The 14,199-nt window shown below is 71.4% G+C and carries 9 protein-coding genes; 1 reads left to right on the top strand and 8 read right to left on the bottom strand.

Features of this window, described 5'->3' with window-relative positions; all coding sequences use genetic code 11:
- Positions 1-437: 437 nt before the first annotated feature.
- Genes Manayef4_RS14455 through Manayef4_RS14440 form a run of 4 tightly spaced genes read right to left on the bottom strand, consistent with a single transcriptional unit; the run spans position 438 to position 4,196 of the window.
- The gene (locus Manayef4_RS14455; RefSeq protein WP_023839814.1) at positions 438-1,571 is read right to left on the bottom strand and encodes an ATP-binding protein; all 1,134 of its coding nucleotides are present in this window, start codon (positions 1,569-1,571) and stop codon (positions 438-440) included.
- Entirely contained in the window at positions 1,568-3,139 is a 1,572-nt protein-coding gene (locus Manayef4_RS14450) for a Mu transposase C-terminal domain-containing protein (RefSeq protein ID WP_070132022.1), read from the bottom strand. The genes Manayef4_RS14455 and Manayef4_RS14450 overlap by 4 nt, the downstream gene beginning before the upstream one ends.
- A gap of 20 nt (positions 3,140-3,159) precedes the next feature.
- Positions 3,160-3,498: a hypothetical protein gene (locus tag Manayef4_RS14445; RefSeq protein WP_011434956.1), complete on the bottom strand. Its 339-nt coding sequence runs from the start codon at positions 3,496-3,498 to the stop codon at positions 3,160-3,162.
- Positions 3,498-4,196 (bottom strand): TnsA-like heteromeric transposase endonuclease subunit, encoded by a 699-nt coding sequence (locus Manayef4_RS14440; protein ID WP_349257447.1) that lies wholly within the window; start codon positions 4,194-4,196, stop codon positions 3,498-3,500. Before Manayef4_RS14440 ends, Manayef4_RS14445 begins: the two co-directional genes overlap by 1 nt.
- A gap of 2,088 nt (positions 4,197-6,284) precedes the next feature.
- Here Manayef4_RS14440 and Manayef4_RS14430 point away from each other — a divergent pair.
- Positions 6,285-7,814: a methionine--tRNA ligase gene (locus Manayef4_RS14430; RefSeq protein ID WP_070132020.1), complete on the top strand. Its 1,530-nt coding sequence runs from the start codon at positions 6,285-6,287 to the stop codon at positions 7,812-7,814.
- Positions 7,815-7,862: 48 nt separating this feature from the next.
- On the opposite strand, the gene Manayef4_RS14425 is transcribed toward Manayef4_RS14430, so the two are convergent.
- The 4 genes from Manayef4_RS14425 to Manayef4_RS14410 form a co-directional block, all read right to left on the bottom strand.
- Entirely contained in the window at positions 7,863-10,415 is a 2,553-nt protein-coding gene (locus tag Manayef4_RS14425) for a heavy metal translocating P-type ATPase (protein WP_070131929.1), read from the bottom strand.
- A gap of 113 nt (positions 10,416-10,528) precedes the next feature.
- A complete protein-coding gene (locus tag Manayef4_RS14420) occupies positions 10,529-10,753 on the bottom strand; it encodes a heavy metal-associated domain-containing protein (protein WP_011434951.1) in 225 nt (74 codons plus the stop codon).
- 597 nt (positions 10,754-11,350) lie between these two features.
- Positions 11,351-12,379, bottom strand: a complete 1,029-nt coding sequence (gene hemB, locus Manayef4_RS14415; protein ID WP_023839819.1) for a porphobilinogen synthase — start codon at positions 12,377-12,379, stop codon at positions 11,351-11,353.
- A complete protein-coding gene (locus Manayef4_RS14410) occupies positions 12,376-14,199 on the bottom strand; it encodes a uroporphyrinogen-III synthase (protein ID WP_070131928.1) in 1,824 nt (607 codons plus the stop codon). Before Manayef4_RS14410 ends, hemB begins: the two co-directional genes overlap by 4 nt.

Genomic DNA, 14,199 nt, shown 5'->3' with positions numbered 1-14,199 from the left:
GAAGATGATGACGGGTGCAGGCGAAGGTCCAGGGCAGCCGCCAGGCCAGCATCCACCGTCCGCCGTTGCCGGCGAGGCACCGGGGGCAGAACCGTGATCCTTTGAGCTGGTTCCACCAGCGGGGCGGCCGGGGCCGTCCGGTCGGCCGGATACCGCCGAGTAGGCCGGTGTCGTCGTAGCGGGCGAGGGTCATCGCGGTGAGAGTCTGTGGCCGAAGGCCAGTGACGGTGGCGAGCGCGGCGCGTTCGACGGGGTCGAGCCGGTAGGTCCAGGGCCGGTGGCCGAGCTTCTCGGTGCTCGGCTGACCTGCCAGGCCCGCGAGGGTGAGGATGTCGGAGACCTCGGCGTGCAGCAGGCGGGCGTAGGCGTGCAGGTAGCTGTCGAGGTCCTCACCGGGCAGCGGGGCCAGCCGGATCGGGATGCTGTCGACCACCGGCTTATCCCGCCGCCGGCAGCGCCGGCTCGGCGCGTGGGGTGCTGGCGGGTCGGCTGGTCAGCCGGCGGTGGGTGAAGGCGGCGTGCAGTTCCTGGCGGGCGGCTTCGGCGGCGTCGTTGCGGACCTGGTCGAGCAAGGCGGGAGTGAGCCGTTCCTGGCCGGTGCGGACCGCGCGGCGGCAGCCGCGGGCGATGAGCGTCATCAGCGAGGCGAAGTGGCCGGTGCTGCGGGCGAACAGGTAGTCCGACAGGTCGTCGGCGACCATCCCCGGATGGCCCTCGGCGAGGATCAGGTTCTTCTCGATCGCCAGGAGCAGCCGCCGCCAGGTGCGCCGGCCCGGCTCGGTCTCGATCTCGAACGGGTCGACGGACAGCGTCGTCCACCGGCGGCCGTTCTGCGCGAGCTCCTCCTCGGACGGGCCGAGTCCCTCGGCGAGCAGGCCGCGGCGGATGATCCCGACACCGACGTAGAGGAACGTGACCGGGAAGGTGTTCGCCAAATATTTGAAATGGTTCGCCACATCGCGGCCGTCGGCGCGCCGCGGGTCGAGGAAGTGGACGTCATCGATCACGATCAGCCGGGTGTCGCAGGCCAGGACCGCATCGGCGGCCTTGTGGCCGAGGTGCTCGGCGTTGCCCCGCTCCGAGCCGGGCAGGTGGAAGAACCGGCAGAGCATCGTGTTGAACGTGCGTTTCGTCGTCGACGAGGTCAGGCAGACGTGCGCGACCGGGACCCGCTCATGGCCGCCGGTGGTCGTCGGCCCGTAGCGGGCCAGCTGGCGCTGGTGGAAGCCGCGGGCGAACGTCTGCGCGACCGTGGACTTCCCCAGCCCGGGGAACGCGTCGATGACCGCGGCGCCTTTGACCTTGTCGCCGTCCTGCCGGTTGGCCTCGACGATGTCATCGAGGTCGTCGTGGACAGCCCGCATCTGCGGGGTGCGGATCGGGCCGAGGTTGGCGTGCCAGACCGTGCGCTGCTCGTCGTAGTCCGCCCGCGCCGTCGCCGACAGCGCCGCCAGGCCGGCGCGGTCCAACGCTTCGGGGCGTGGCCGGTCCGGGGCGGTCACGAACGTCGTCCATCCCTGTTTCGTCGACAGGCTGTAGGCGCGTTCGCCGCCGTCCGGCGGTGCGGTCACACGATCTCCATCGCGTCGGCGTAGAAGTCGTCTTCGCCAGGGAACGGGGCGCCAAGCTCGTCGTCGCGGTCGTCATCGCCCGCCGTCTCCTCGGCCGAACGGTCCTGGTCGGGCGAGGCGACCGCCGGGGCGGGTTCGTCCGGGACGGCCGTGTCGCCGACGAGACGCAGCCGCCGTTCGGACAGGCGCACCGCCATGCGCCGCTCGGCCCGGTTCCCGGCCAGGCCCGCGTCCCAGCGTTCCAGCAGCCGGGCCAGCGCCCGGCGGGTGTCGGGGAACCGGTCGGTCGCGGTGGCGAGCTGGCGAGCGTAGGCGAGCGCGTCGGCGCTGAACGGCCCGCCCAGGGCGTCGGCGTGTTCCCAGCGCAGCACATGCCAGCGCTGGTCGGCCGGGTCCTGGAAGTAGACCCGGCTGACGTCCTCGGCATAGACCCGGATCGGCCACTTGCCCGTGTGAACGCCGGTGTGCGGGCTGGTCCGGTTGCGGTAGGGCGACAGAGCTGGCCCGTCGTAGCGCAGCCCGCCGATCTCCACCCCGTAGTGCTGGATCGTGCGCCATTCGACCGCCAGGAAGTCGAAGACCAGGTCCGCCCGCGCGGGCACCTGGAGATGACCGGCGCGCGCCACCCCGTGGGCGAACATCTCCAGCGGCGACACTGCTAGCCCCGGCACCTCGGGGACCACGAGCCCGCCGTGGGGCTGACGGTGGTAGCAGTCCGCGACCCACTGGCGGATGAGTTCTTCGAGCTCGTCGAGGAAGTAGAACGCCTGCTCCTCGACGTCGGCGCCCCGGTGGTGGACGTCCGGGCCCTTGTAGCCGGGTAGCGCGACGAGTAGCTGCTCGCGCAGCGTGCGGAAGAACCGCTCGACCGCGGCCTTGTCGGTGGCCTGCGCGACCCGCGCCGGCTGCACCGAGATCCCCAGCCGCTGGCAGACCGACAGCAGATGCTCCGACAGATAGATCCGGCCATGATCGACCACCAGGGTCTCCGCCGCCACCGACGGCAACAGCGGGACGCCGCCGGCGTCGACGAGCCGCTCGACATCGACCACCACCCGCCCAGGAACACCGTGATAGGGCGGGCGGACATCCACCCAGCCCGCCGCCGGCTCCGGCAACGGACGGACCGACTCGAACAGCACCGCCGCGGCGTCGACCGCCTTCGTCGACACCGGGGTCAGCCGCAGCCCGGTGATGCACCGGTCGTAGCGGTCCATCGCGACCGTCAGCTCCGCCTGCACCCAGCGCAGCGTCACCCGCTCCATCGCGAACACGTCCAACCTGGTCGTGTCCACCAGCAGGTACTCACCCGGCCGGTGCGCCCGCAGCTTCCCGTAAGGCGCCACCGGGCGACCGGCGATCTCCCGCCGGCCCTTGGCTCCACCGAACGCGCTGGTGCCGCGGCTCAGCTCCCGCAGCAGGGCCCGCGCCCGGGTCCGACCCGGCAGGCGCACCACCCCCGGGCCGTGCTCCTGCTCAAGCCGAGCCTCGATCGCCGCGAGAACCAAGTCCTGAGTCGGCGTGCTCGCGTGGCTGAACTCGGCGAGCACGCCCCGCGCCGTATCCACCCAGCGGCCATCCACCACGCTCAGCGCTGTCTGTCGCCGCCGCCACCGCTCGTCGACCAGCCCCGCCGGAACCCCGTGCGGACCTCCTGCACGTGCCCGACCCGATCGGCCAGCGCCTCACGGCCAGCCGCGTTCAAGCCCGCCAGATCCGCGCCCACGCCCGCCACCGCGTCGACCGGGACGTCGGTGAGCAGCCGGGTGCTGGGATGCGCCAGCAGATGAGCCAGCCCGACCTGCCGGACCCCGCCACCGACGTCGGTGAGCAGCACCGAGCCCGCCGTCAGCTCGGTCACCGTCCACCACCGGCCGTCGTGCGCCAGCCGGCTACCGACCGCCACGTCCACCCGCGCCTGCGCCATCACAGCGCCGTCTCCAGCGTGCTGTCGTCGCCCAGCCGACGGTGCAGGTCCGTCGACAGCCTTCGCTGCCACAGCAGCGTCAGCGCTGCGGCCTTGACCTRCCCCGCCGGGCTTTCCCGCGTCGCGCGACCGACAAGCGAACCGATCGTGTCACCGGGCCGGAACGCCGCGACGACGGCATCCGTCAACCCGTCGGGCAGCAGACCCGGYCTGCGATAGCCGGCCAGAAACCGCAGGTTCGCGAGATAGACCGCCTCGGTGCCGCTCCAGATCTCATACGCCCAGCCGTGCGACCGCGCCACGACGCCCGGCCACCGCAGCGCCTCGGCGACCACCGGGTCCTCCAGCCGAGACACCGGCTTCACGTTCACCAGCCGCGCCGCCCCATCCRCATGCACCARCAGGAGGTCCGGCACGTGCCGGCGGACCCGGCCACCGACCGTCGCCCGCAGCAGGAACGGTTGCGCCGCGATCCCGACCACCTGCGTGTCGAAGTCCGCGACCGGCAGCCGCGCCAACTCCAACCGGCTCTCGTAGACGACATGACCGCCCGTCGTCGCAGACCAGTACCAACCCGGAAAATGCGGCTGCCCTCGCACGCTTCGGACCGTCCGCCACGGCACAGCCGCCATCACCTGCGCTGCCGTAACGTTCCGTATCGGGCGTTCGACCTCACCCTCCGCCGTGCGCAACAACACGACCGGCTCAGGCAGGTCCTCCCCGTCCGCGCAGGCCGAACCCGAAGCCCGCTTCTGCGCGACCAGTTCACCGTCGATGTCCGAAAGGTAGGGCGCCAGGAGGCCGGAACCGCCGCAATGCATCGCAGGGCRCACCTCGGACCACACCCGCGRCCCCAGAGAACACGGCAATCAGCGAGTTCCTACAGATCGAAATGACGATTATCCGAGGCTGGCACCCCGCGAACCATTCAGCCGGAGAGCCGACGATCTCGCGCCGACCTTCCGCACCCGCGACGGCGGCAGAATCGCTCCGGACYGGCATCACCCGACGTCTCCCGCAGATTGGCCAACTACCACGGCCAGYGGCCATCTACTGGCCAACCATCACGGTGAGTGGCCATCTGTCCGCGATCCCTACAGATCCCTAGACCGTCATACGCGTACCCGACCACCCCAACGGACCCCCATCGGCGTACCCGCTAATTGGGTACGTCTGAGGCGGCGCATCGGTGCAGCTCAGCGAGCATCTGGCACGTACCCGGGTAGGCCAAGAGTAGGCCAAGAGTAGGCCAAGAGTAGGCCAAGAGTAGGCCAAGAGTCATGCCATTACTGGCATCCTATCTAATCATGGTCACGAGCGGGAGTGGTCGGCAGAATGCACGCGCTTGGCAGAATCGGATAGTGCGGTTAGCGTTTATTTGCCGAATTCCCCCGCCTGTTCTGTGAGGTGCCGTGGTCGATCCGTCCCGCCTCCGCCGACTCGCACGACGGGCCAGCGCAGACCGGGGACGGGCCGCCGCAGACCGGCCCGGYGGACACGGGCGGAAACGGCCCCACGGCGGTGCSCGACGCCGGCGGACCGACGTCCCGCGCCACGAGACCGGCGTAACTGGCTGAACGCCTGAGGGAGGCCAGCCCGTACCCGGCTGGCGACCGGGGGCACGCCCTCCGACGTCAACAGAAAGCTGACGGATGCGGGTGTCGGCTACCGCTAGTCCCGGCACCCGCACGACCGGCCGGCGGAAAGGCGCCGGGCCGATCACCCGTCGGCCCTTTCTATCGAACTATTCCACCCGGCTGGCGACCCCAGTCCCGTTGGCCCTGGTCCCGTTGTAGCTGGTCCCGGCCCTGACGACCATGGTCCCGGCGCCACTGGTCCTGGCTACCGCCGCTCTGGCGGCTGTCGTCGTGGCGTCGCTCGTCCTCGCGGCCCTGGTCCTGCCGCCCGATGCYCCGACCGCCCTTGTTCCAGCCGTTCCAGTCGTTCCGCTTMCAGCCGTCCGTGGCGTGCCAATGGTTGACACTCCGYACGGGAACGCGGTCGTCGGCCCAGGCGCTTGAAGCCGCCGGTCCCACCGTCACACAGACTGCCGACACGGCGGACAGGGAGGCGACCACCGCTTTCCTCTTCAGGGATCTTGTCATGATTCTCCCGTCATCAAAAATATCGATCGACTACTTGCGATGGGAAGACTAGCCGTACGCACCGGCGCCTGGCTGGATTGCGCCCGGCGTGTTCGCGCCAGAGATGGCCGGAAGCATTTGGCGGCAGATCACATGTGATTCTCGTGTGTTTTTCATGAAGCCTTTCTGTGATTCTTAGAAAACCCTGAAGACGGGAGCCAAAATTCGATGGACAAAGTACATCAACGCCACATCCCGCGGATCGTTGTCGAGACCCGGATTAGTCTGGCGAACGGCGACGGTTACGAAGTACCTCCGCCGACGATCGTTGTCACGATCGGCGGAAGCAGCCCGGCGCCGACCGACGCCGACGCTTGGCCGACCGGCGGGGGGTGCCRGCAGCGCCGGCCGCGATGGCCCGCATGGGCATGAACGCGGTGGTCAGCGTCTATGGCGACCTCAGTCGGAAACCATGATCCGAATCATGCGGATCGGGCCACACTCCCCGGGAGGCTACCGGGCGCGAGGTCGCGTAGGATTCACCCTGTGTCGAGGACACATGCCACGGCCGAGACGCCGGCCAGCCAGATGATGATGCACATGCCGTCCGGCCTCTTCCGCGCGTCTTGACAGACTGACCGATGAGGCCCTGACGGAGCCTCGTCGGTGAGGCTGCTACCGGGGCGGAAGGACTCACACCAGATGGGCCGCTACTTCGTGACGACGGCGATTMCGTACGTCAACGGCAAGCCGCACGTAGGTCACGCTCTCGAACTGATCGAGACCGATGCGTACGCACGTCATCTTCGTCAGCGCGGCCACGAGGTCCGGTTCCAGACCGGCACCGACGACAACGCCCTGAAGAACGTCCAGGCGGCCGAGGCCGAGGGGATTACACCCGCCGAGTACGTCGAGCGGGTCGCCACCGGGTTCGTKGGSCTTYGCGGTCCGTTGGGCCTCTCGTTCGACGATTTCATCAAGACGAGCACGGACCCCCGTCATCGGCCGGGAGTCGAGAAGCTGTGGTCGGCCTGCGCCGACCGCGGGGACTTCTACCGCAAGACCTACGCCGGTCTGTATTGCGTGGGATGCGAGCTGTTCTACCAGCCCGACGAGCTGGTGGACGGCCGCTGTCCGGAACACGGGACCGTTCCCGACCTGGTGGAGGAGAGCAACTGGTTCTTCCGGTTGGGCCGCTATCAGGACCAGCTCCACGCGCTCATCTCCACCGACCGGCTGCGCATCGAGCCCGCCGCCCRCAAGCGGGAGGTGCTGTCCTTCATCGAGGCCGGTCTGGAGGACTTCAGCGCGTCGCGGAGCATGAGCCGGGCCCGCGGCTGGGGTATTCCGGTCCCCGGCGACCCCGAGCAGGTCATCTACGTGTGGTTCGACGCGCTCGGGAACTACATCACCGCCCCCGGGTACGGCAACGACGACGACAGCTTCCAGTACTGGTGGAACGACGCCGACAGGCGAGTGCACGTCATCGGCAAGGGCATCATCCGCTTTCACGCCGTCTACTGRCCGGCGATGCTGCTCTCGGCCGGGGTGCGCCTGCCCGACACCATCTTCGTGCACGAGTATCTCACCGCCGACAGCATGAAGATCAGCAAGTCGGCTGGCAACGCCGAGGATCCCGCCGACATCGTCGCCGCCTTCAACACCGACGCGCTGCGGTGGTGGATGCTGCGCGACGTCGCCCGAGCCGGCGACACCGACTACACGACCGAACGGCTCGTGACCCGCGCGAACGAAGACCTCGCCAACAACATCGGCAACCTGGTCAACCGGACCGTGTCGATGGTGAAGCGGTACCGGGACGGGCTCATTCCCCCACTCGCCCTCGACAATCCCGCGGCCGCCAAGCTGCGGGCAGTGCGCGACGAGACCCCCCGGACGATCGACGACGCCTTCGCCGCCTTCGACTTCCGCCGGGCGGCCGAGGTCATCACGAGGATCGGCGACGAGGGTAACCGCTACGTGGAGGCTGCCCGGCCCTGGGAGCTCGCGAAGGCGGAGCGCAAGGAGGGAGCGTCGCGCGACGCMCTCGACGCAGTCCTCGCCGAACTGGTCGCCACGTGCCGGGAGCTGGCGGAGCACCTCGCGCCCTTCCTGCCTGACTCGGCACCGCGCATCGCCGCGCAGTGCGGCGACGGCGGGTCGCGGGTCGCGGGTCCCAGCCCGGTGTTCCCGCGCCTGGAGGCCCCGCCGGCCGAACCGGCCACGACCTGACCGACGCCGTGGAACCGCTCCGGCCGGACCCGCTCAGGCCGGACCCGCTCAGGCCGGCCGCAGTGCGGTGAAACGCCGCAGCCGCAGACTGTTCGTGACGACGAAGACGGAGCTGAACGCCATCGCCGCCCCCGCGATCATTGGGTTGAGCAGACCGGTCGCGGCAAGCGGTAGCCCGGCCACGTTGTAGGCGAACGCCCAGAACAGATTGCCCTTGATCGTGCGCAGGGTGGCGCGCGACAGTCGGATAGCATCCGCCACCAGGCGGGGATCCGCGTTGACAAGCGTCAGATCCGACGCCTCGATCGCCGCGTCGGTGCCGCCGCCCATCGCCAGGCCCAGATCGGCCTGGGCGAGCGCGGCGGCGTCGTTCACCCCGTCGCCCACCATGGCCACGACCCGGCCCTGCGCCTGCAAGCGACGGACCGCCGCGACCTTCTCCTCGGGCAGGACCTCGGCGATGACATCCTCGTCCGCGATGCCGACCTCGGCGGCGACGGACCGGGCGACCGCCTCGGCGTCCCCGGTCAGCAGGACCGGGTGCAGCCCGAGCCGACGCAGATCGGCGACGGCCGCGGCCGCGGTGGGCTTCACCGTGTCGGCGACACTGATCAGTCCACGGGGACGGCCGTCCCAGCCGACCACGACGGCGGTATGCCCGGCGGCCCGTTCCCGGTCCAGCTCGGCGGCGAGCGCGTCCRGGAGTTCCACGAACACCTGGGGCCGCCCGACGAGCACCGCATGCCCCTCGACGGTGCCGCGCACGCCGAGGCCCGCGGTGTTCGCGAAGTCCGCGACCGGCGGCAGCACACCGACGGCCACCGCGTGCTCCCCAGCCGCACCAGCGGCCACCGCGTGCTCCCTGGCCGCGTCGGCGATCGCCCGGGCGATGGGGTGCTCGCTCGCGTCCTCCACCGCCGCGGYGAGCCGGAGCACCTCGGCGGCCTCCTCGCCGGGAGCCGGCAGCACCGCGACAACCTGCATCCGCCCGCTGGTCACCGTGCCGGTCTTGTCGAGTAGGACGGTCTGGACCCGCCGCGTCGACTCCAGCACCTCCGGGCCGCGGATAAGGATGCCCACCTGCGCACCGCGTCCCGTCCCGACCAGCAGCGCCGTCGGCGTGGCCAGGCCCAGCGCGCAGGGGCAGGCGATGATCAACACGGCGACGGCCGCGGTGAAGGCGTCGGTCGCCGGCTGCCCGAGAGCCAGCCAGACCCCGAGGGTGACGAGTGCGAAAATGATCACCACCGGAACGAACACCGCCGAGACCCGGTCGGCGAGGCGCTGGACGCGGGCCTTGCCACTCTGGGCCTCCRTCACGAGCCGGGCGATGCGCGCCAGCTGCGTGTCGGCACCGACCCGGGTGGCCCGGACCACGAGCCGCCCGCCGACGTTCACCGTCGCCCCGACAACCGCGTCACCCGGGCCGGCCTCGACGGGCACCGACTCGCCGGTGACCATGCTCGCGTCCACCGCCGACAGCCCATCAAGCACGACGCCGTCGGTGGCGATCTTCTCGCCCGGACGGACGACGAACTCGTCCCCGATCCGCAGCGCCTCGACCGGGATCCGCTCCTCGACCCGCCGCAGGCCAGTCCCCCGCGCGCCGTCCGCCGGCCGGACGCGCAGCACGGTGACGTCCTTCGCCCCGAGGTGGAGCAGCGCCCGCAGGGCCGCGCCGGAACGCCGGCGGGCACGTGACTCCAGGAATCGGCCGGCGAGCAGGAACACCGTCACCCCGGYGGCGACCTCCAGGTAGAGGGCCGTGCCCGCGCCGCCGTGGRCACTCCCGCCGGTGCCGTGACCACTCCCCGAGTGGACGATCTCGCCGGCCGAGGCTTCCGGGCCCGRGAATCCGCCGGTGAACGAGAACGAGTGCCGCATCCCCGGCTCGCCCGCTCCGCCCAGGAACAGGGCGTACAGCGACCAGACGAAGGCGGCCAGCGTTCCGAGGGAGACCAGGGTGTCCATCGTCGCGACACCGTGCCGGGCGCCCCGGGCCGCGGCCCGATGGAACGGCCAGCCTCCCCAGAGCACGACCGGCGTCGCCAGGGCCAGCGAGACCCACTGCCAGTAGTCGAACTGCCAGGCGGGCACCATGGCCAGTACGATCACCGGCATGGCGAGCGCCGCCGAGACCGCCAGCCGGACGCGCAGCGCCCGCAGCGCCGCGCCGGGTGCGTCGTCCTGCGTGCCGCCGCCGTCCTGCGCGCCGCCGTCCTTGGCATCCGCCGCACCCGCCACCTGCTCGGCCGCGGTGCCGGCTACGACCTCGGTGTCAGCCTCGGCATCGGCTGCCGTCTCGGCCCCGGTGTAGGCCGCCGTCTCGGCCCTGGTGTCAGCCGCGCGTCCGGCGGCCGGGGCCGCGGAGTAGCCCGCGGCCTGGACCACGCGGATCAGATCGTCGAGACGGACCGCGGGGGCCTCCGTGTCCGTGAGGGTCACGGTGGCCTTCTCGGTGGCGTAGTTCACCGAAGCGGTGACGCCGTCCAGCTTGTTGAGTTTGCGTTCCACCCGCGCRGCACACGACGAGCAGGTCATCCCGCCGATCGCGAGCTCGATCCGCGCGGGGTGACCCCTTCCGACGTCGAGAGTGGTCATCAGCTCTCCCCTTACGGCGGATTCCTGACGGCGGACCGGAAGGTACCGCCGGTCACGGGCGGTGGGAGCGGACACACCCGCCGACCACCGGCACCGTTGGCACCACCGAAGCGCTACGCCCGCCCGACAAGCTCGTATCCGGCCTCCGCAACGGCCTCCCGGACGGCGCCGTCCTCGACGACGCCATCGCTGACGAGKGTGACCCGACCCTCGGCCAGGTCCACGGCGACGTCCGACACGGTCGGCAGCCGCGCGAGCTCCTCGGTCACGGATCGGACGCAGTGCTGGCAGGTCATCCCGGCCACCGTGTAGGTGGTCGTGTAGGCGGTTGTCGTCATGGCCGTTCCCGTCTCCTCGTCTCCTCTTGTAAGCCGCCCCGGCCCCAATGGATCTGCCCGACCCACCGRCCCACCGGCGCCCGTCCCACCTCCCGAACATACCCTCCCCCCGTATGGTGTACCGGTACCCGGTGGGGGTATCTTCCGAACCAATGGTCGATCATCACGGGGGAGATCCCACCCACGCCGACACAGGAAGGCCGCGACGCACAGCCCCACCTTGGCCAACCCGCCGGCCTACTTCGGGCAACATGCCGAACACTTTCCGCACATGTCGAGCTTCCGGCACCATCGTGGAGAGCAGGCGCACGGGACTGTGACCGGATGGGCGGCCAGCTGGGCGACGGGAGCGCATCACATCAGCGCATCGCAATACGGCCGGGTGGTCCAGAGTCCATCAGATCCTGCGCGGACGGACGACCGGCACATCAGCCGGGCACCCACGACCCGGCACGTCGGGGCGCCGCCTCGCGGTGGTCACCCACCGGTCCGGCGCGGCCCGCTCCCGGCGCGGCCCGCTCCGTTGAGCGCGGCCTCCCGCCCGGATACCTGTCCAGAAAGCTGCCGGCGGACAGGAATCGTCACCGAGGGGGACAGTCAGCGGGCGGCGGCCAAGCGGCGGGCAACCTCGGTGGCCCAGTAGGTCAGGATGATGTCCGCCCCGGCCCGGGAGATCGCGGTCAGCGTCTCGTCGATCGCCCGGTCCCGGTCGATCCACCCGGCCGCCGCGGCGGCCTCCACCATCGCGTACTCGCCCGACACCTGGTAGGCCGCCACCGGTACGTCCACCGTGTCGGCCACCGCCCGCAGCACGTCCAGGTAGGCCAGCGCCGGTTTCACCATCACCGCGTCCGCGCCCTCGGCGAGGTCGAGCGCGACCTCGCGCCGGGCCTCCTCGGCCGAGCGAGCCGGATCCTGCTGGTAACCGGTCCGGTCCCCGAACTGCGGGGCGCACTCGGCGGCCTCGCGAAACGGCCCGTAGAACGCCGAAGCATACTTAGCCGAGTAGGCGATGATCGGCAGGTCGACGAAGCCCTCCGCGTCCAGCGCGGCCCGGATCGCGCCGACCTGGCCGTCCATCATCCCGCTCGGCGCGACGACCTCGGCACCCGCACGGGCCTGCGCCACGGCGATCGCGCCGTAGCGCGCCAGGGTGGCGTCGTTGTCGACCTCCCCGGAGTCGGTGAGCAGACCGCAGTGCCCGTGGTCGGTGTACTCGTCCAGGCACAGGTCCGTCATCAGGACGACGTCGCCACCGACCTCGGAGGCAAGATCGGCGAGCGCGAGCTGGACGATGCCGTCCGGGTCGTCGGCGGCCGAGCCCCGGGCGTCCTTCTCCGCGGGCACACCAAACAGGATGAGCCCGCCCACGCCGGCCTCGGCGGCCTCGACGGCCGCCCCCCGCAGCGAGGAGCGGGTGTGCTGGACGACACCAGGCATCGAGGCCAGTGGAACGGGATCGGCCACGCCCTCCTTGACGAACATCGGCAGCACCAGGTCGGACGGGTGCAACCGCACGTTCGAGACCAGCCGGCGCAGCGCGGACGAGCGGCGCAGCCGGCGGGGACGTGCCGTCGGATAGCCGGCCCCGGCCCCGGCCCCGTTCCCCCGGGCCTGCGCCCTCACCGCCGCGAGCCTCGCCGTGGCTTCGGCAACCGCGCAGCGAGCGGCCCGATCTTCCCGAGCTCCTCCCGGTGTTCGGCAGCGAACTCCGCCAGCGCCCCGACAAGGGCGGGGATGGACGCCTCCGGAGCCTGCACGTCGACGCGCAGCCCGAGCTCCTGGGCAGTGGCGGCCGTCGCCGGACCGATCACGGCGATCACCGTCGTCTCGTGGGGCTTGCCGGCGATGCCGACCAGGTTGCGCACGGTCGAGGATGAGGTGAAGACGACCGCGTCGACCCGGCCGCCCTTCAGCGCCTCCCGGATGGATGCGGGCGGCGGAGCGGCACGCACGGTGCGGTAGGCCGTCACGTCATCGACCTGCCAGCCGCGTTCCTTCAGGCCGGCGACCAGGGTCTCGGTGGCGATGTCGGCACGCGGCAGCAGCACCCGGTCGAGCAGGTCGAGGGTGTCGTCGAAGTCCGGCCAGTCCGCCAGCAGCCCCTCGCTGGACTGCTGCCCGGACGGGACGAGATCGGGCCGGATACCGAAGGTACGCAGCGCGTCGGCCGTCGCCTCGCCGATCGCCGCAACCTTGACCCCCGCGAACGCGCGGGCGTCGAGGCTGCGTTCCTYGACCTTCTCCTGCACCGCCTTGACCGCGTTGACCGAGGTGAAGGCCACCCACTGGTAGCGCCCAGAGACCAGACCGGTGATCGCGCGCTCCATCGGGGCGGCGGTCCGCGGGGGCTCGACGGCGATCGTCGGCACCTCCAGCGGGCTTGCGCCGTGCGAACGCAGCAGGTCGGACAGGATCGCCGCCTGTTCCTTGGTCCGCGGGACCAGCACCGTCCAACCGAACAGCGCCCGGGTCTCCCACCAGGAGAGCTTGCCGCGGGTCGCGACCACCRGGCCGATGGACAGCACGACCTGGGTGATCGGGGTGGGGGCCGCGGTCAACAGCGGTGCCGTGTCCGCCTCGACCCGGTCGAGCGTCGAGGTGACGGTGCGCTGGTCGGTGGTGGTGCCGTCCACGGTCACCGCGATCGGGGTGTCACCGGGCCGCCCGTGCTCGACGAGCGCCGCCGCGACCTTGCCGACCTCCGTCGGTGCCGCCGTGACCACGAGGGTGCCCGGGGTCTGGGCGAGGGCACCCCAGTCCAGGTCACCGGGGGAGGAGATCGGCGCACCGAACCCGCCGAAGCCGCCCGCGGCACCGAGGCCCAGCGGCGAGCCGAACCCGCCGGTTCCCAGGCCACCGCCGAGCCCGCCCCCGAGACCGGCGATCGGCCGTCCGCCCAGCCGCGAGGCCCCGAACGGAGGACCGGTGAGCGGACCCACCGGCTCGCTCCCGCCGAACGGCGAGGACGCCGGCACGGTGCCCGACGACGAGAAGACCCCGGAGGTACTGGCGAAGGTGACCGGCGCGCCCGGGGCGACCCCGGCGTAGGTCGCGACCGCGGCGCCGGTGAGGATGCCGGGCACCACCCGATAGGGGATCTTGGCCTTCGCGAGCGCCTGGGCGTCCGCGGCGCCGATGCGGGTCAGCCACGGATCGGAGGCGTAGAGCCGGACCACCTTGTCACCGGCACGGGCCCTGCTCACCACCGCGGCGGTCRCCGCCTCCGCGTCACGGACCGGCTTCGGCGCCTCGAGGTCGCCGATGCGCAGCACTTCGGCGGTGAGGTTCTCCACCACCGCCGGCGCCACCTCGGGATCGGCAACCACCAGGTCGGCGGCGGCCAGGGTCTCGACCGCGAGGACGGTGAGCAGTCCGGGGTCACGCGGTCCGGCACCCACCAGGGCGACCGGGGAGACGGGCTTCTTCGTTCGTCGGGTGGCCAT

Source organism: Frankia sp. CgMI4 (assembly GCF_001756285.1).
GTDB classification, from domain to species: domain Bacteria; phylum Actinomycetota; class Actinomycetes; order Frankiales; family Frankiaceae; genus Frankia; species Frankia casuarinae.
This window is presented reverse-complemented; position numbering and strand designations above follow the sequence as displayed.